This is a genomic window from Nostoc sp. (genome assembly GCF_036917615.1).
In the GTDB taxonomy this organism is placed as follows: Bacteria; Cyanobacteriota; Cyanobacteriia; order Cyanobacteriales; family Nostocaceae; genus Nostoc.
In genome coordinates, this window is sequence record NZ_JBALCZ010000027.1 from 180,653 (window position 1) to 200,343 (window position 19,691).

The 19,691-nt window shown below is 43.9% G+C and carries 10 protein-coding genes; 2 read left to right on the forward strand and 8 right to left on the reverse strand.

Features of this window, described 5'->3' with window-relative positions:
* Window positions 1-231 precede the first annotated feature (231 nt).
* Together V7K85_RS10305 and V7K85_RS10310 are read left to right on the forward strand one after the other, a co-directional pair.
* Entirely contained in the window at window positions 232-2,016 is a 1,785-nt protein-coding gene (locus V7K85_RS10305) for an ABC transporter substrate-binding protein (protein WP_442940571.1), read from the forward strand.
* A gap of 519 nt (window positions 2,017-2,535) precedes the next feature.
* Window positions 2,536-3,816, forward strand: a complete 1,281-nt coding sequence (locus tag V7K85_RS10310; protein ID WP_334813270.1) for an aspartate aminotransferase family protein — start codon at window positions 2,536-2,538, stop codon at window positions 3,814-3,816.
* 152 nt (window positions 3,817-3,968) lie between these two features.
* Here the strand turns inward: V7K85_RS10310 and V7K85_RS10315 are convergent, their stop codons facing one another.
* From V7K85_RS10315 to V7K85_RS10350, 8 genes are all read right to left on the reverse strand, one after another.
* Complete coding sequence (locus tag V7K85_RS10315; RefSeq protein ID WP_334813272.1) at window positions 3,969-4,604, reverse strand: DUF4129 domain-containing protein; 636 nt, start codon at window positions 4,602-4,604, stop codon at window positions 3,969-3,971.
* Window positions 4,605-4,872: 268 nt separating this feature from the next.
* On the reverse strand, window positions 4,873-5,361 hold the full coding sequence (locus tag V7K85_RS10320; protein WP_334813524.1) for a DUF2243 domain-containing protein: 489 nt from the start codon (window positions 5,359-5,361) through the stop codon (window positions 4,873-4,875).
* A 94-nt stretch (window positions 5,362-5,455) separates the two neighbouring features.
* Window positions 5,456-5,851, reverse strand: coding sequence for a pentapeptide repeat-containing protein (locus tag V7K85_RS10325; RefSeq protein ID WP_334813274.1), 396 nt, complete (start codon window positions 5,849-5,851; stop codon window positions 5,456-5,458).
* A 172-nt stretch (window positions 5,852-6,023) separates the two neighbouring features.
* Window positions 6,024-6,461: an RrF2 family transcriptional regulator gene (locus V7K85_RS10330; protein WP_334813275.1), complete on the reverse strand. Its 438-nt coding sequence runs from the start codon at window positions 6,459-6,461 to the stop codon at window positions 6,024-6,026.
* Window positions 6,462-6,829: 368 nt separating this feature from the next.
* Window positions 6,830-8,179, reverse strand: a complete 1,350-nt coding sequence (locus tag V7K85_RS10335) for a PAS domain-containing sensor histidine kinase (protein WP_334813277.1) — start codon at window positions 8,177-8,179, stop codon at window positions 6,830-6,832.
* A gap of 905 nt (window positions 8,180-9,084) precedes the next feature.
* Complete coding sequence (gene pgmB, locus V7K85_RS10340) at window positions 9,085-12,153, reverse strand: beta-phosphoglucomutase (RefSeq protein WP_334813279.1); 3,069 nt, start codon at window positions 12,151-12,153, stop codon at window positions 9,085-9,087.
* A gap of 234 nt (window positions 12,154-12,387) precedes the next feature.
* Window positions 12,388-14,796: a sucrose synthase gene (locus V7K85_RS10345; protein WP_334813281.1), complete on the reverse strand. Its 2,409-nt coding sequence runs from the start codon at window positions 14,794-14,796 to the stop codon at window positions 12,388-12,390.
* A 517-nt stretch (window positions 14,797-15,313) separates the two neighbouring features.
* Entirely contained in the window at window positions 15,314-19,576 is a 4,263-nt protein-coding gene (locus V7K85_RS10350) for a PAS domain S-box protein (RefSeq protein WP_334813283.1), read from the reverse strand.
* Between the last annotated feature and the right edge of the window lie 115 nt (window positions 19,577-19,691).

Consider the following 19,691-nt stretch of genomic DNA (forward strand, 5'->3'; position numbering starts at 1 on the left):
TTGATATTTTTGCTCAAGTGTTGAGAATGACGTAACAATAGTATTTTTAGCCTACTTTTTTTAGTTTTCTACTAACTTTATAGCATTCGTCCTTTTTAGTATATTTAAACTCTCTACGAGACGCTCCGCAAACGCTAACGCAAAATTTTTCGGGCTACTGACATTGTTCTAGTACTGATCAATCACCATACTGTACTGTGTAGATAGTAGCTGCAAAGTAAATAACTAAAGATGATTGCTGCTGTTATTCGACCTCTAAATTTGGTAATTGGTTTGCTGCTATGTTGTTGTTTCTTGCTTACAAGCTGTCACCCGACACAGATGAAAAGCAAAGCATCTCAGGTAGATCAATTAGTTCTAGTTTCGCTAAATGACCCGACTACTTTTAACTTTGCGATTAATGATTCTCCATATAGTGTTTTTTCTTTAATTTATAAGGGATTGCTTGATGAGAATATTATAACTACCAAGTTGGAGCCAGCACTGGCAGAATCTTGGTCAATATCTGCTGATCAAAAGCGAATTATTTTTACCTTAAAAACAGGGTTAAAATGGTCAGATGGTGAACCTCTCACGGCAGATGATGTAGTCTTTACCTATCGAGACATTTATCTGAATAAAAAAATTCCCACTTTATATAGAGATTTTTTGCGTATTGGCAACACAGAAACTTTCCCGTCAGTGCAGAAACTAGATGATCTGCGAGTTGAGTTTACTTTTGTGGAACCTTTTGCCCCTTTTTTGAGATACGCCGAAAAACTAGCAATTTTGCCAGATCATGCCTTGCGTGCTTCTGTACTATCCAATGATGCCAATGGTAATCCTCAGTTTCTCTCAATGTGGGGAACCAATACTGATCCGCAAAAAATCATCTGCAATGGGCCTTACCAAATAGAAAGCTATACTCCTGCTGAACGGGTAATTTTACGACGCAACCCCTATTACTGGCGCAAAGATCAAAGACATCCTCAGCCTTATATTCAACGGATTGTCTGGCAAATTATTTCTTCTACAGAAAATCAGTTAGTGAGATTTCGCTCAGGGGAACTGGATACTTTGAATGTGACTCCAGCAGTATTTGGGTTACTCAAGAAAGAGGAAAAGCGAGGAAAATTCATTATTTACAATGGTGGCCCGACTGCGGGTTTTAGCCTTATGGGTTTTAATCTCAACCGAGCTATTAATTCCAAAGGTAAGCCTTTCATAGACCCGATAAAGTCTCGGTGGTTTAATAACTTAGTTTTTAGACAAGCAGTTGCCTATGCCATTGACCGCAACCGAATTAAAACTAATATCTATCGCGGTTTAGGTGAAATACAACATTCGCCAATTGCTGTTCAAAGTCCTTATTACTTGTCCCCAGCAGCAGGGTTAAAAGTTTATGATTATAATCCCCAGAGAGCTAGGCAGATGTTGTTAGAGGCTGGTTTTAGGTACAACTCTCAAAAAGAACTGTTAGACCAAGATGGAAATCGAGTGCAATTCAATCTATTGGTGAAATCGGAAGATCAATCAAGAATCGATGCCGCAGTTCAAATCCAACAAGACTTGAGTCAAATTGGTATCAAAGCAGATATGCAGGTAGTCAGTTTTAACATAGTATTGCAAAAGCTACTCTCTCGTCGAGATTGGGATTGTTATGTCGGTGCGTTTGGTGTTGACGGTGCAGATGTTGAACCTAATCTTCTATCTTTATTTTGGACTAGTCAAGGCTCATTTCATCAGTTCAACCAAGGTGCTCTACCAGGAAAACCCCCATTGCAAGGATGGGTAGTTTCTGAATGGGAGAGAGAAATTGACAGTCTTTTTAGCGCCGGATTCAAAGAACTAGACCAGAGCAAGCGCAAGGCGATTTATGACAAATTTCAGCAAATCGTTGCAGAACAGTTGCCGATATTCTGCCTTGTGAATCCAATCTCGTTTGAGGCGGTGCGTGAACGTGTCAATCCCATCAAGTTTTCTGCTTTGGGGGAAACTTTATGGAATATTGATGAACTGAAAATCACAGAAAAATAATTCCAACTAAAGATTTAATACCAATTTAATGTGAAGCTGCACTAAATAAGTAACTCTCTATTCTTGGCGCTCTTGGCGTACTTGGCGGTTCGTTTAATATTCTGTGCATCTTGATACATTGACATTGCAAGGAATTGTCAAATTTAATTCGCTACGAATTAATGAAATGCTGTACTTAGCTCCCTTGTAGTTTTCCCGCACACAGCAAGGGGAATTTCCTCATGTGTCTTAGCGCCATCAAAACCGCAGACTAACAACGAGTCAGGCTTGGACATCAGTGAGAAAACCCCTGGACTCCACCTAAGACTTGCGATGCGTACGACGGGCTGCGCCTACGCAAACTGCCTATTACTCAAGTGTTGAGTACAAAGTTTTTTTTCACCACCGCCAAGCGTTTGAGGTTATATAAGCGTTAGCCTAAAAGGAAGTACAAGTTGTACTAAATAAAAAGTATTTTTGAGGGATTTCTAGGAAACTAGTAAATAACTATATAATGAAAAACTTTCAGGAGGAGCGGTAGTGAGCCTACAAACTCTCGTTGACCAAGCCACCATCCCCCCAGATTCAGGGTCAGCATCCAGTCCCTTTGATGCAGATAGCTTTAATGAAGCTGTTATGTCTACCTACGCTCGGTTTCCTTTAGCCCTAGAACGGGGTGCTGGATGCCGGGTTTGGGATACACAGGGGCGAGAATATCTGGACTTTGTAGCTGGAATTGCCACTTGTACTTTAGGACACGCCCACCCAGCTATGGTAGAAGCGGTGACACGCCAAATCCAAAAGCTGCACCATGTCTCTAATTTGTACTACATTCCAGAGCAAGGTGAATTGGCAAAATGGATCGTTGATCATTCCTGTACCGATCGCGTATTTTTCTGCAACTCTGGAGCTGAAGCTAACGAAGCCGCAATTAAACTGGCGCGAAAATATGCCCACACAGTATTAGACATTGAAAAACCGATTATTCTAACCGCCAATGCCAGTTTCCACGGGCGGACTTTGGCAACGATTACTGCTACTGCACAACCGAAGTATCAAAAGTATTTTGATCCTTTGGTTCCTGGTTTCCACTACGTAAATTACAACGATATTAACGCTGTGGAAGTGGCGATTAGCGAGTTAGATGAAGGTGATTATCGGGTAGCGGCGATTTTGATCGAGCCATTGCAGGGAGAAGGCGGTGTGCGTCCAGGAGATATTGCCTATTTCAAAAAGCTGCGGCAGATTTGCGATGAAACTGGCATTTTATTGATTTTTGATGAAGTGCAAGTTGGTATGGGGCGCAGTGGCAAATTATGGGCTTACGAACATCTCGGCGTTGAACCGGATATCTTCACCAGTGCCAAAGGCTTAGGTGGCGGTATTCCCATCGGCGCAATGATGAGCAAGAAATTCTGCGATGTTTTTCAACCAGGGGAACACGCCAGTACTTTTGGCGGAAATCCTTTTGTGTGTGGTGTGGCACTCAGTGTTTGCCAGACATTAGAGCGGGAAAATATTTTGCAGAATGTGCAAGATAGGGGTGAACAGTTGCGATCTGGATTGAGGGCGATCGCAGCAAAATATCCTCAGCACATTAATGAAGTTCGGGGATGGGGTTTAATCAACGGTTTAGAGTTCCGAAGCGACATTGAGCTAACCGCAGCCGATGTTGTCAATGCTGCCATCAACGAGGGCGTATTGCTGGTACCCGCCGGGCCAAAAGTAGTCCGATTTGTGCCACCGCTGATTGTCACAGAGGGGGAAGTAAACACTGCTTTGGAAGCTGTAGAAAAGGCGATCGCGATCGCTACAAAATAAATGATTAACTTCTCGTTCCTTGGCTCTGCCAAGGAATGGGTTTGGGGAGGCTATGCCTTTAGTCCTTGTCGGCAGAGCCTCTAGATAAGCATTCCTATGCAGAGCATGGGAACGAGTTTGATATCCACGTCTTTGCGTCCCCGCGTCCCTTTTCATTCTGGGGTAATTTCCCGATAAGCTTGCCGACACTGCTCATAATTGTCTGACAAAATTTCAGCATTACCAAAACATAATTGCTCGTGAGTGGTAATTAAAGTTTCATAAGGCTGTATGGGAGTCACAGACGATCGCAGCAATTGCAGATATTCTCCATCTGTACGGCTGAGTTTGTGGGGTGCGTAGGCGCCCTGCGGCTTGTCGCTAGACATCGCGTTTTGATCCAACTGCTGCAACATCGCTAAATAGACACAACGGCAAGCCTCACGGTAGTTACCCTGACGGTAAAATTCTTGCGATCGCTCCAACAAAAGGGCTATAGATGACTCACTAGAGCGATTTTTTACGCGAAAATCAGTAAAATTGCCACTTTTATTCAGCCAAGAATATACATAAGGACTGAATTCTCGCCATAATCGCCAACCCACCCAAGCTATAAATAAGCCTATTACCAGCCAAAAGAGGAATTTCAACAACTCACTTAGCCAAGGGCTAATCGACCATCCATTAGGCAATTCTGGCATTGCCTGTTGAAAGCGGTAAAACTGGTATTCCCACCATTCTCCCGCTTGTTGTTGAAATTGAGAAAGCTGCCAATTCCAGCTAGTTTTTTCAAAAGCATCTGTAGGCATAGGTAGGGAGTGGGGAGTGGGGAGTGAAGAGCAGGGGAAGCAGGGGAAGAATAATTTTAGATTTTAGATTTTGGATTAAAGAATTGAAATTTAATCTAAAAGACGCTCTCTACGAGACGCTGCGCGTAGCTTGCTTCCCCGCAGGGGTACGCGGACTCTCGTAGAGAAGCCATGCCGTTGGCGCAGCCTCTCGTAGAGAAGGCTTTACGCTGCGCTATCATCAATCCAAAATCCAAAATTGAATTGCCCCATGCCCCCATGCCCATGACTATTGACTATTGACCATTGACTCTTTTTTTATCACTATCGAGCCGATAACAATAAGTAGCGCACCGAATGCAAGAAATCCTAGATCCCAAACTAACTGATTTGGGCCTGGTTTGACATGATGGATACCGAGAATTTGGTGGTCAATTAGACCTTCAACGAAGTCAAACAACCCAGCCCCAATTATTAGTGAGCCAATAAAGGTTTGTGATGACCAAGGAACATCATCACGCCCTCCTGCACGCCATAGCAACACAAGTCCTACCACAGTGAATACCCAATCAAAGGCATGAAATAACCCATCCCATACCATGTTCAAATCTATATTCGCCATGTTTGTCAGAGGTCGAATGCTACTGAGCATATGATGCCACTGGAGGAGCTGATGTATTAAAATTCCATCAAGAAATCCTCCAAGACCTACACCAAGAAAAATTCCAGCAGTAATTAGTGGTGCGCGTTGGTTGGGGGTTTCACTTTTTGCCTCCATTGTCAACCTCATAGATAGGCTTTCTTACCAAAATACAACATCTTTTGGGAGAAAAATCTTCTATCTTGAGGCTAGTATGATCATTCAACTTAAATTAATAATTTTCAAATTTAATCTGCATACCCGCTTTCACTGGGTCGAAATCTTGAGGAAAATGGGTGCTGCGATCGTAGTCTGCTTTTTCCAGGTTCGCTCCTTTGAGGTCAGCTTGGCACAGATTCGCTGACATCAATAATGCTCCTCTCAGATCGGCATCCTTCAGATTAGCTTGACCCAGAAAGGCAAAGCTGAGGTCAGTTCCCCTCAAATTAGCGCCACTCAGGTTAGCTTCACTCAAGTCAGCATAGCTGAGGTCAGATCCTTTCAAGTTAATGCCTTGCAAATCAGCATTACCCAGTTCTGCTTTACTAAAGTCTCGTTTTCCGGCTGCATAACTCTCCACAAGAGTAGTAGCACTACTTATAGGCTGTTGAGAATTGACTTCAGGCATATAATAGCTTCACAGGTTATCTCATTATTACTTTGATCAGCTAAACCACATCTAGTTTGGATAATCGGAAATTGTACATTTCTTGTGGGGTGGGCGACACGAGCACCCAATATCTGCTTTGGTTTTTGTGGAACAGCTTATTAAGGATGAAAATTCTCCCACTTCATCCTTCCTAAATGTAATACATGAGTTCCTTATGCTTGCGGATTGATCTTCGCTCACAAAGGTCTTGGAGTGTATATTTTTCCAAAACGGAGTTTGCAGCCTGACGTGCTTCCTGCCAGACTTCCTGAATTAGCTCACCTTCTACCGTGTTGGGAGTTGGCTCACAAGTAGAGACAACAATATCTGATCCTTCCATACAGCTAAAAGCATCAAACACTGTAATCTTACTAGGGTCTCGTGCCAAAACATAGCCACCTTTGGCTCCGCGTATACTCTTAATTAAACCTCCACGTCTTAATGTTGCCAGGAGTTGTTCCAAATAGCGGTTCGGTATGTCTTGCAATGCCGCTATCTCTCGAATTTGTAGGGCTTCACCGTTAGGGTAGCAGGTTGCCAACTCTAACAGGGCTAGAAGTGCGTATTCTGATTTGTTAGAGATTACCACAGGTGTAATATTTTAAACTCATATTTCAAAGATACAAAGTTTTTGAGTTTGTTTCCCTAAGCTACTGCTAAGAAAAACTTTACAATCAACTTATTGTTGACCAGCTAACTTCACTTTAAAGACCTTCCAGCATACAAGCAATTACTTTTTTTTTTAAATTAGATAAATAAAAGTGATTAATTATTGTACAGTCTTCCTAAATTAAAAGGCACTTAAAAGCCTATCCTGTCTGGTTTTCAGCCCAATTTTATCAGTGATTATTGCAGCTTATTAACCTAAGATTGTGATGTCGATGACCAGGCGCTGGGGTGTCTATGCATCCATTGGAAAGTCGAATTGGAGCGCAGCAAAATTCTTAGTGCAAGCCGCTATACATGCAAATTTCTCGAAAATGGCAGAATAACTGTAAAAGTAGTTCCCGCGCCGATCGCACTTTCGACAATAATCTCGCCGCCATGCAAATCTACAGCCTGCTTGACGATAGACATCCCCAATCCCATTCCTGGAATATTGTCTGCATTACTGGCGCGATGGAAGGGTTCAAAGATGTGTTCAATGTCAGAAGGGGGAATGCCAATACCAAAGTCTTGAGTCTGGAATATAGCTTGATCGTTGGCAGTGGTGACAGAAAACTTAACTGTGCTACCAATGGGAGAGTATTTTAGACAATTCGAGAATAAATTACTCAAGATTTGCCGCAGTAGTTTAGCGTCTAAGTTAGCTGGGGTGGATTGGCACTCGCCGCAAAAAGCGATCGCATGTTGTGAGCGATCGCTCTGTTCTAATTCTTCTAATAAATCACGGCAAAATTCCACCAAATTCAGGGGTGTTGGATTCAACTCTAAGGAGCCTGTTTCATCCTGACTCAGCACCAATACATCATTCAACAACTGGGTCATGTGCATAACTGATGTTTGAATGCGACGCAGGTGGGTCTGTTGTCGTTCCTTCGTCCATAGGTGGCGATAATATTCTAGTAGTTCCGCAGAAGAGTGGATGGTAGCTAAAGGCGTGCGAAACTCATGGGAGGTGATGGTAATCAAGCGGGATTTGAGTTCACTAAATTGCTTTTCTTGGATTAGTGCTTGTCGCATTGCCTCTTCTGCCCATTGCAGCTTGGCTTGGGTTCGCTTGCTTTCCCTAATGTCCCGCAATAGCCAGCGCAGACCAACTAACTTACTGTATTGATTACGGATAGCAACCACCTTAACCGCAGCGATAATCGGCGTTGTGTTAAATGGTCGCAGGTTTACTTCCCACTCTTGCATTTTCCAGTCTGGGATTTCGGCGTGATCGCCCAGATGAGTCAGTTTTAAGTGAAAAGCAATCAGCTCTTTTTCAAGCACAAAAATCCCTATGGGTTTGCCCAATAGGAAACTCTTTGAGATGTTTAACAAGGTAGTAGCGGCTAAGTTCGCTTCTTGAATTACCCCTTCTGTATCAGTCACAAAATAAGCATCTGGTACTTCTTCAAACAATTCTTGGTAGCGTTGACGTTGTGCGACCAAATCCTGTTGAGCATTGAATAATTCTTCATTCTGCTGGTGTAGTTCTTCATTAGCTATTTGTAGTTCTTCCAAAGCTAGGTGGACTTCTTTGAATACTGCGGTGACAAGTTCAATATCTTCCTGTGCTTTTTGCTGTTCACTCTGGCATTGCAAAAGGGTGACTCGCTGACGCATATTCTCTAACTGTAAGGTTAAATCCTCCAAATTCACGTTCTTACTCCTAATTGGATATCTAAAGTTAGGTTTTATTTTAGATTCCCTACTTGGACGATTTTAGCTTTTGGAATTTAACAGTAAATCTTAAGTAGGGTGCGTTACGGCTTTAGCCTAATGCACGATATTATATAGCGGTGCGTGATAGCCGAGAGTCATGTTTCTTGTGACAAACCATATCGAAACATGGGCCTAACACAACGCCAGTTGCTACAACTCTTTTGATCAAAGCAACGCACTGGCTCCCTTAGAGTAATTTTATTTTTACTTTATTAGGACTTACGCAAAAATCGCCAAAAAGCTTAATTTATTTTAAGGAGGGTTGGGGAGGATCAAGCCTTAACCCAAGGGTATTGGTCTTTAATTTTGAATTATTAATTGGAAGTCCCTTAATGTTTTTGTCTGGCAATGTTGCTTAATTAGGACTTACACATCAAGTACGAAATGTCGGGGCAATACCCTGCCCATTGGTGTCAACTTAAAGTGAAAGCCAGTAAGCGAGAATGCTTTGATATCGTATTCGGTTAAAGACTTCTCATTAAGACCGCAGTTCTTGCTGAGGGCAGGGGGCAGGAAGCAGGGGGAAAGAGGGTTTCCTGGTTTTTGCACAGATGCGAGAATTATAACTAATTAGGCGAACATGATATGAGACATTACCTCGTTAAGAGTCTCTGACTCTTAATGCCCCTGATTGAGGCTCCGCCTCCCTTACTCGCGGCAGCAGCCCAATGACGAGCATTTCCAGGCGGAGGCTAGAAACGAGGTTTTAAAGGGGTTTTTGCTGAAGTTGACACCAATGTACCCTGCCTTAAGCCGCTTCTCTACGTTCGCGCAGCGTGTCGCAGACAGACGCTTTGCGTAGCTTGCTTCTCCGTAGGAGTATGCGTCTACATGAATTGCCCCTACGGTAAATCAAGGCTTTCACTGCCTTTTTGCGTAAGTTCTGTGAATTTTGCTCTTAAATCTGCCCATTTGATGCCTGCTAGGCTGGGGAAAACAATATGAGCGGCTCCAACTCGTTCAACAGGGCCGAGTCCTACTGCCCACATACCAGCGGCTAGAGCCGCGTCAACACCTGCTGCGGCATCTTCTACAACTACAGATTGCCCTGGTTCAATTCCTAGTTGGTTGGCTGCGTACAGAAATAGGTCGGGTGCTGGCTTGGGTTCCTGTACACTATAACCGTCAGCGATCGCATCTACTTTGTCAGCAATGCCCAATCGCTCTAGCACTGTGCGGGCATTTTTGCTACCTGAACCAATACCGATCTTAATACCAGCTTGCCGCAGTTCATCCAAGAAGGCGATCGCACCTGGCAACAAATCCTTGGGCGTCATATTTTGCATCAATTCCACGTAGTAGCGATTCTTGCGCTCCATCATCTCCTGGATTTGTGCTTCCGAATACGGTCTATCCCCAAGAATCAGCATCAGGGAAGCACGACGGGATACACCCCGCAACGCTTCGTTAGCCTGCCGATTAAACGGTATACCCTCTTCATCTGCTAGCTTCTGCCACGCTAGATAATGGAGTTCTGCTGTATCTGTTAGCACACCATCTAGGTCGAAGATGAATCCTTGGATGTTGGGGTTGTGGGGAACACGTGGCGCTCTCTGGGGAGTGGGGGTAATGGGGAGTGGGGGAGATGAGGAAGCAGGGGAGGCAGGGGGAGCAATTTGGTGTTCAGAAGCTTCTGAATGGAAATCTGGGGGATTTGCAGAGAGGGAAAGTTGGAGATATTCTAATTGACGAGTTATATCTTGGGCGACTTGTCCCCGATGCAGATCGAAGTCGTGCCATTTCCCGCGCCAGTGCAGTTTAAACTTCAGCCGTGTCCAGCCAGGGGGCAGATGGGGATTGGCTACGGGACCATTTTCGGTTAGTTGGATGCCGCCGAATCCAAAAATTACAGCTTGCCAAACGCCACCAGCAGTAGCGCCATGAATTCCATCGCTGGTGTTACCTCGGTTATCTTCAAGATCCACCATTAACGCGTGCATAAAGACTTCGTAAGCTTCGGTTGATTTGCCCAAATCGGAAGCTAAGATGGCGTGAACTGCGGGACCAAGGGACGAACCATAGGTAATGTCGGTGCGGGGTGCGTAGTAGTCCCAGTTTGTCTGCAATGCTTTTTCGTTGTAGGGAAAATCTGCTGATTCCCGCATTAAATAAAGCAGCATCAATACATCCGGCTGCTTGAGTACTTGATATTTATTGGTTTTCTCAATACCCAAGATGGCTTGCATGGAGCGATCGCGCCCTTCATAGTCTGCTAAGTTGATATCTTCCAATTGGAAAAATCCCTCGATCTGCTCAATTAGTTCTGTTGATGGGTCATAGAGAAACAATATTTTGGCGATGATATCTTGCCAGTGCGTTCGTTCTTCTGAAGTGAGTTTTAGTTTCTGCTCTAGTTCGGTAGCTCGTTCGGGGAATTTGTGAACCAACCAGTCATAGACTGCGATCGCTTTCTCTAAATGCCATTGCGCCATGCGGTTTGTAAAGGCGTTGTTGTGGACGAATTCATGGTATTCATCCGCTCCGATCACTCCCTGAATTTCATACTTTTCGCGCTCAGGATTGAATTCGACCCGGCTACCCCAAAAAATGGCGGCATCCAAGATCACCTCTGCGCCGCACTTTTGCATCCACTCATCGTCACCAGTGGTTTGCCAGTAGTTCCAAATGGCGTAGGGGATATCTGCATTGATATGAATTTCGCGATCGCGACACCAAATCCGCACGTCTTCACCATAAAAATCACTGCCGATAGCCCAACGTGGTGTCACTTCGTCTCCGGTATCAGCACTTTCCCAAGCAAACATTGCCCCTCTATACCCGTAATGCGCTGCCTTACGTCTAGCTCCATTCAACGTGTGCCAACGGTAACTGAGTAAGTTGCGGGCGATCGCTGGTTGGGTAAACACAAACAGGGGCTGCATAAAAATTTCTGTATCCCAAAAGATATGACCGCGATAGCCAAATCCGGAAAGGGTTTTAGCAGGAATGCTCACCTTGTCATCATCCCGTGGGGCAGCAATCAGCAGCTGAAACAGATTGTAGCGAACAGCAAAAGTAGCTGTACTATCCCCCTCAATCAGGATGTCACTTTGCTCCCAAACCTCATCCCATGCCTGCTCGTTGGCTCTTAGTAATGTTGCGTAGTCTGGCAGTTGCGCAAGTTTTTCTTGAGCTGCTGGGACTGGTGTTTCAATCTCCCGTGAGGTAAAAACTGTGACGAGTTTTTCTACTGTTACGGTCTGTTGCGCTTTAGCCTGGTAGCTCGTACTCAAGGTAGGATAACCAGGTGCGGTACTGACTTGCAAAGATGCTTCAGTGCCGAATATTCTCATTTTAGCTGCCATACAGAGTTCAATTCGGGAGCTGCGGGTGCAGCGTTGCAACCAGATTCCTTGGTCGGTCTTGCCCTGATCTAGTCCTTCCCAGTGATTGAAACCCTGATTTTCTGGATAGCCGTTGATACTAGCTTGAACTTCAATTAACCCATCAAAATCTACTGGTGTTAAATTGCAGCGTAGCGCTAACACGTGCGGATCTGCCAGACTAGCAAAGCGTTCAAATATGATGTCTATGGTGTTCCCACTGGGAGAGCGCCAACGCAAGGCACGGATCAGTAGTCCATTACGCAGATCAAGTTGCCGATCATAGCGCAATATCTCACCTTGATCGAGACGGAAGCGATCGCCATTCACAATCACTACCAAGGGTAGCCAGTCCGGGCAATTTACCAGTTCAGTGTACACTACTGGCACATCGTCGTAGACACCGTTGATAAAAGTAGCTGGCAATGCATGAGGATGACCTTCTTCAAAACTGCCCCTTGTTCCTAGATATCCATTGCCGATTGTAAAGACGGTTTCTTTGGATTGCAGTTGTTCAGCGTCAAACTGGGTTTCGATTAATATCCAGTCTGTGTAGATAAAATGGCGAGAACGACCTTTTGTTTGCATAAAGTGGGGATTGGGAATTGGGGAATGGAGATTTTGAGTCTTTGAGCTAGATGAATCAGTCTTTTAATTGAACTCTGTTAATCAGTCTTTGAGATGGATGAACGAGTCTTTGAGATGGATGAACGAGTCTTTGAGATGGATGAACGAGTCTTTGAGGTAGATAAATCAGTCTCTAATTCTCCTTGTCCCCCTTGTCCTCTTGTCCTCTTGTCCCCTTGTCTCCTCATCCCCCACTTACTCACCCATATGCTTTTCCAAAATCTTGTCGGCTCTGCGTTTATAAATGAGATGAAATAAGGCTTCCATATAGCGATCTCTGGCTTCGTTATTTTCTGGAACAACAAAGTTCCAAAAACTAAACATTTTAGTAAGCAGTAGTAATTGATTGCTATGTAAACGCCAATTATATTTGTGATGAATTCGCTGACTCATCCATTCTGATACTTCGTGCCAGTGTTCAGGATGAGTATCGCATTGTTCAAGGAAGTTTAAAATTTTCTTTGCTGTTCCTTCTAAGTCTGTAGGATTAACATTAAATTTGTTTTCTTGGTTCTCAATAATTTCTAAAGAACCGCCAAATTCAGTAGCGAAAGTTGGCAAGCCGGAAATCATCGCTTCCAAAATACTCCGCCCGAAGGATTCAAAGCGGGCAAAGTGGACATAAATTCCCTGACAATCAGCAACTACCCGGTAAGCTTCGCCGAGGTCGCGGGTAGGAACGCGTATCCCTATCCAGCGAATCTTGCCATAGAGATGATATTGATCAATAATGTCGTGAAGTTTTTGGATTTCTTCTGCTTCTTCGGGGTTTGTAGCTTCATCTGGATGCAGTTTACTACTTAAGAGGATCAGGTTACAATGCTCTTGCAACGCCTGACTTTGACCAAAACACTCAGCTAACCCAGTCAGATTTTTGATTGAAGTGACGGAAGCAGCAGCAAAGATTGGTCGCTTGTTAGGGTGATTTATCTTACCTAATATTTGGGGATCTTCGCGGTTAAATAGTAGGTCGTGGACTTGTGTGCCAAGGTTAGATCGGTCTTCTTTTTGACTATAGGGAAAGAAAATATTCTCATTTACTCCCGGTGGCACTAAGTTAAATTTAGGACTGAACAAATCAATCCCATCAACCACATGATACAACTGCGGCATCGTAAACCACTTGTACGACTCGTATTGACCTATGGTATCAGGTGTGCCGACAATTTCTTGGTAGGATGATGTAATAATAAAGTCGGCTGCATTCATGCTAATTAAATCTGCGGTGAATTGTGCCGAAAAGTGATATTGGTCTTCTAAATCTTGCCAATATAAATTGCTAAATAGATATTTAGGTTTTTCCAAGGAATGGGCAATGTTGCACTGGGTAACTTTCAGATGGCGAGATAGGAGGAAGGCCACTAAATTACCGTCGCTATAATTGCCAACGATCAGATTAGGTTTGCCCTGGAAATGAGTTAGTAATTCTCTTTCCGCATCAAGAGCAAATTGTTCTAAATAAGGCCAAATCTCAAATTTAGAAATCCAATTGTTGGTGATTTCTGGATTGAATTCGCCAAAAGGAACGCGTAATATCCAAGCATTTTCAGTATCTTGGACTTTTTCTAAGCGCAGGTTGCAAAATGTCCCTTCACAGTTAGGGATTAGCCGGGTGAGAATAATTACGTGTGGCTTAATACCCAGCAGGTCGAGACCAGCGAGTTTGATTTCTTCACGCAGTTTGTTTTCTAAGCTGCGAGCTTGTTCGAGGACGTAGATAACTTGACCGAGTGTTTCATCTCGTCCTAAAACATCTTCCTGTCCAACCCAGCCGTGGGTGGAAATGAGAACGACGCGAAAGACAGCAGGGACGCGGGCCACAAATGTTTCTAAGATGCCAGGTTCTGGAGAGTAAATGAGTCGGTCGAGGAGTTGTAGGGTTTCACAGACTCGCGCCGCAGTGTTACCCCAACCCGGTTCAAAGCCGAGTTCTTGTAAGTCAAAGCGGAATTTTTCATAAGGTTCATTAGGCGATCGCTCACTCAGGAATTTCAGCGCTTGCTTAATTTGTTTAGCTAACTGAATGCCAGAGGGAATGCGATCGTTCAACAGCAGACGAATACCATCGTATTCCAGCCTATGTAATGCTTGAAACAACATTTCTACCCAATATTGGGGGTCAGTCAACAATTGACTGCACAGGTAACGGTTGAGGAAGGCTAAACCTTGACCAATATTTCTGGGATCGTCGATTCTTGGAGAACCTTCATAAAAGGGGTGAAGGTCGATTTCGAGAATGTGGTTTTGGTAGCGGTTGACTAAGCGATCTCTCACATCTAGCAGCCCTTGAGGCGTCATCTGCTCGAACCTACTAAAATCGCCTGTCAGTTTCCAAACTTCTTGATTAGCAATCCTGGGTCGAACCACGAACCAAGTACTTTCCTCTTCCAAAATTATTTCGTGGGTATACTGGATCAGCTTGCCAACAGAAGAAGAGTAGTAAAAATAGGCTGGCTTTTGGGATTGATGACAGTACTCGGCAAACAAGAGCAAAATCTCATTTCTCAGGAAGTAACGCTTACCTGAAGCACTCAACGCATAAATAAACTGATGTATAGCAGTTTTTTCATCACCGTTGAAGACAGCTTGAACTAGTTCATGCATGATGACGAATTCCAGAAATTTAGCTAGGTCATGACCTCATTTTTCTTTCCGGTTTCCAGTTCTGTGAGGTACATTTCCCCGACAATGGTAAATAACTATAAAAACCTTCGCGTCTAGCTCTGGGATGAAACGCTGCAAGTCTATGGGATTAGGGCATTGGGCATTGGGCATTGATTATTCTTCTCCTGCTCCCCTTGACCGAAGAGGCAGGGGGCAGGGAGAAAAAGATTCTAGAATTCCCCTGCCTCATAGTCTCAGAGCAACTAAAATTATTTATGCTCAAGAGAAAAATATTTACAGCGTTTTTCAGGTAAATGAGGTATACAGGTAGGGGCACAACAATGTTGTGCCCTTACAATAATCTGTACCTCACTAAGTTGCAATCTGCTGTATTTCTCCTGCTACGCATCTCGAAATAATGCGTCCTTGTTTCAGAGCAACTAAATTTATTTATCTCCCCTCTGCCCCCTGCCCCCTTTCCTCTTTAGTAACTCGTCAATTTCGACTTGACAGACTACTAGCCTCTGAATAATTGGTGTAAACTTTTCAATAATTCTCTGGCCGTATAGGGTTTTGATAAAACTGCTTGCACATTAGCTTCTTCTGTTTGAGCAAACACCTCCATTGAGTTCAATCCGCTACAGGCAATAATTTGAACCTGCTCATTCATTTTTTGCAAGGTGCGAATAGCAGTGATTCCATCCATCTCCGGCATCATTATATTCATCAATACGGCATTGATTTGATGCTTGTGTTCGGCATAGAGTGCGATCGCCTCTATGCCATTACTGGCAGTAAGTATCTTATAGTTATGGTTTTCTAGAATAATTGTGGCAATCTCACAAATTTGGGCTTCATCATCTACGACTAAAATCAATTCTCCCTGTCCTGGGAGCAGATCCAGCTCTTCTATCCCGAACACTTGGGTTGCTTCCACTGCTGGTAAAAACAGGTCAAATTTGCTGCCTCTACCAACATTGCTAGACACTTTCATAAAACCGTTATGGCTTTTAATGATGCCAATCACTGTTGAAAGTCCGAGTCCCGTACCTGCATTGATCTCTTTTGTAGTAAAAAATGGCTCAAAAATTCTATCTAATATGTCTGGCGCTATCCCAATTCCGTTATCTGCAATAGTAATTACAATATAATGCCCAACTTTGGCATCGAGATTCATTCTGGTATAAGCTTGATCAATAAACTTATTTTCCGCAGAAATTTTGATCTGGCCGCCATCTGGTAAAGCATCGCGGGCATTTACTACCAGATTCATCAGCACTTGATGCATTTGTGTGGTGTCCGCAGCGATCGGCCACAAGTCTTCTGGGATAACCGTGGAAAATTCAATAGATTTGGGAAATGTCTGTTTACCAATTTGGATAATTTCTGAAATCAGGTACTGGACTTGGATAATTGTCCGCTCTCCTTTAAATCCTCGCGCAAAGGACAAGACTTGCTTCACTAAAGCTGCTCCGCGTTTGGCGTTGCTTTCTACAAGTGCCATCAATTGCCCAAAATGCTCCTCATCTTGAAAAAATTTTTGCTGTGCCAATTGAGCTGCTGCCAAAATTGGTGTCAATATATTGTTCAAGTCGTGGGCAATACCACTTGCAAGGATACCAAGGTTTTCCAATCGCTGGGTGCGAAAAAACTGCTCTTCGAGTTGTTTCTTTTCGGTGATGTCAGTGTCAACAGTCAGGATAGATTTGGGTTCTCCCTCAGGATCACGCATCAATGTCCAGCGGCTTTCCACAATAATTTTATTACCGGATTTTGTAACTTTAGATAACTCACCTTGCCAGGAGCCACTCTCAATTACGCTTTTTAGCGGTTCTTGCAGTTGTTGAGTTCCTGCTGGGTACAAAATCTCTCGAAGGTCTTTTCCTATAACCTCTGTAGAAAGCCAACCGTACATCCGCTCTGCACCTTTATTCCAGAATAAGGTTTGAGACTGAAAATCTCGAACTAATATGGCATCCGTGGCGATATCAAGTAGAGCAGCTTGTTCGGAGATTTTTTGTTCCGTTAGCTTGCGCTCGGTGATATCTCTATTTGTGCCGATCATCCTGATCACCTCACCGATTTCGTTATAGTAGACCTGAGCTTTGCAGTTTAACCAGTGTAGGCTGCCGTCGGGCCAGACAACTCGATAATCTGTAGTTTGCCTTCCTTCGGCAATCATCCGAGGTATGCTCGCAGCCACAGATTCGTGGTCTTCTGGATGGATTAAATTAAGATAGCCTTCTATGGTTGGACACAAGGTACCGCTCGGCAGACCATAAAGTGGCCCCATATTGGCAGACCACATACTAGTATTGGTGATCAGGTTGCGATCCCATATACCCATTTCGCCAGCTTCCAAAGCTAAACTCAATCGCGCTTCACTTTCTTGCAGTGACTGTTCGGCCAGTTTGCGTTCGGTGATATCTTGGGCGATGCCATCATAGGACTGAACTTTTCCTTGATCATCATAGATAGTAAACCTCCGATCCCAGATCCAGCGCACCGATCCATCAGGTCGCAAAATTCGATATTCTATTGAAGATGACTCACTAGTAGTAAGCTGTTGCTTTGCTGCATTGGTGACGCGATCGCGATCGTCTGGATGAACGGTGTCTATCCAGGACTCGCGCTGCTCCAATAAATTTTGGCAAGAGCGACCCCAAATTTTTTCATAAGCACGACTAACGTACAAGGGATGGAATGAATCTGGGCTGGCAATCCAGATGGCTGCGTGGGTATTTTCGGCAAAAGTGCGAAATTTCTCCTCACTTTGGCGCAGTGACTCTTCTGCCAATTTGCGCTCGGTGATATCTTCGGCAATGCAACCATAGTAGTCAACTTCTCCTTGGTCATTATAGACAGCAAAGCCCCGATTCCAAATCCAGCGTAACGAGCCATCAGGTCGCAAAATCCGATATTCTACTGAACTAGATTTAGTACTAAGTAATTGCTCTACTGATTTGGTGGCACAATCGCGATCATCTGGATGAATTGCATCTAGCCAAGAATCTGGCTGGTCGTAAAGACTTTGGCAAGAGCGGCCCCAAATTCTCTCATAAGCAGGACTAATGTACAAGGGTTGGAATGAATCTGGGCTACCAATCCAGATAACTGCGTGGGTGTTTTCGGCAAAAGTGCGAAATTTCTCCTCGCTTTGGCGCAATGCAACTTCTGCAAGTTGGCGTTCGTGTAGCGCAGTTTGCTGTTCGGTAATATCTCTACCTACCCCTTGGATTTCAACAAGCTCTCCTTTGTGATCATGAATTGCGATCGCATTCCATTGAAACCAGCGGAAACCGTTGACTGTGAATGCACGTCGCTCATGATTAGTCAAGGGATGGAATGAAGATCTTAAAGTTGTGATATTTGCCATCAGTTCAGGCAAGTCATCTGGATGAAGAAACTGAAAAAATGACTGATCACGCAACTCATCTTGTTTCCAGCCGAAGGTTTGACAAGCAGCTACATTGGCAAAGGTAATCTGAAAGTGCAAATCAATGCAAAGAATTATGTCAGTTTGGCTTTCTACGAGATGGCGATAGAGGTTTTCGCTCTGCCGTAATGCTTCCTCGACGTGTTGGCGTTCGATAATTTCTTGTTGCAACAGGACGTTGGACATAACAAGTTCTGCTGTCCGTTTTGCCACTCGTTGTTCTAACTCCTCGTAAGCTTGGGCCAGTGATTCCTTTGCCTGTTGGCGTTCGCTAATATTGCAGAGTAACCAGCGCCAGCCAACTTGCTTACCCTCTGAATCGTAGATGGCAGCGGCTTTGATGTTAGCCGGAAAAACTGTACCTTCCCGTGGTTTTAGGTAAACTTCCCACTCCTGTACCTGCTGTGAATTATTCAGTCGGGTGGTAAAAGTCTGGCGGTCTTGCTGAATAATAAATAAAATTAATGGTTTGTTTACCAAATATTTTTGGCGGATAGCCAGCAAGGTTGCTGCTGCTTGGTTAGCCTCTTGGATAATACCTGCTGCATCAGTTACCAAGTAACCATCTGGAGCGAACTCAAACAAATCCTGGTAACGCTGGCGCTCCGATTCTACTAGCTCACGGGCAACGGCTAACTCTTCGTTTTGTTCGCGCAGTTCTTCATCCACTACCTGGAGTTCTTCGAGGGCTTGCTGAAGTTCCTGATTAACTTGCATGATTTCAGCCGATTGTGTCTCAACCCATAGTTTTAAGTAATTTTGAGTTTGGCAGCGTATTTGCTCTATCTCAATTGGCTGATTAACCTGCCTGAATTCATCTGTGGGTTTTTGTAAATATTCCTGCAAGCCTTCGACGACCCCAACCATTTTTATCATGTCAAAGGCTTGTAGCAAGCTAGTCTCAGTGACGATTCCTAGTAATTGCCCGCGATCGTCCAAAACGGGCAAATAGTGAGTCTGATACTGACGTAATAACGATAAGGCGATGAAAATATCCTGAGAATCTGATTGTCTAAGGGTAACGACTGGCTGCGTCATCACTTCAGCTATTGTCACCGTGGATAAGTCCATTCCAGAAGCTATAAGTTTAACTACATCTTGCTCAGTAAATATACCCAATAAAATAGCTACCTCTACAACCAAGACACACCCAGTTAATGGTTGACTTTCGGGGTTTAAATCTAATGAGGAATTTAAACTGGTAGGTACATAATTACTACATCTTTCCTGACTCATCAAGACAATAGCTTCGACTACAGAACTATCAGGGTTAATCGTTAATGGAGAACGATTAATAACATGATTTAAGCTAGGTAAGTTAATCAGCTGATCGTTTAATCGCATAGTTAATTCGTCAATTCTAATGATTTTATTGATATCAGGCCGAAGTAGCAGAAGCTAGAAGAAGTAAGCTCGACTTTATCCATTTTTTTGTAAGGCGATACTCCTGCGAAGTCGT

Bases quoted from the DNA above. Each gene is read 5' to 3' on its own strand.
- V7K85_RS10305 (WP_442940571.1), top strand. From the start codon at position 232: ATGATTGCTGCTGTTATTCGACCTCTAAATTTGGTAATTGGTTTGCTG.
- V7K85_RS10315 (WP_334813272.1), bottom strand. From the start codon at position 4,604: ATGCCTACAGATGCTTTTGAAAAAACTAGCTGGAATTGGCAGCTTTCT.
- V7K85_RS10320 (WP_334813524.1), bottom strand. From the start codon at position 5,361: ATGGAGGCAAAAAGTGAAACCCCCAACCAACGCGCACCACTAATTACT.
- V7K85_RS10325 (WP_334813274.1), bottom strand. From the start codon at position 5,851: ATGCCTGAAGTCAATTCTCAACAGCCTATAAGTAGTGCTACTACTCTT.
- pgmB (WP_334813279.1), bottom strand. From the start codon at position 12,153: ATGCAAACAAAAGGTCGTTCTCGCCATTTTATCTACACAGACTGGATA.
- V7K85_RS10345 (WP_334813281.1), bottom strand. From the start codon at position 14,796: ATGCATGAACTAGTTCAAGCTGTCTTCAACGGTGATGAAAAAACTGCT.
- V7K85_RS10350 (WP_334813283.1), bottom strand. From the start codon at position 19,576: ATGCGATTAAACGATCAGCTGATTAACTTACCTAGCTTAAATCATGTT.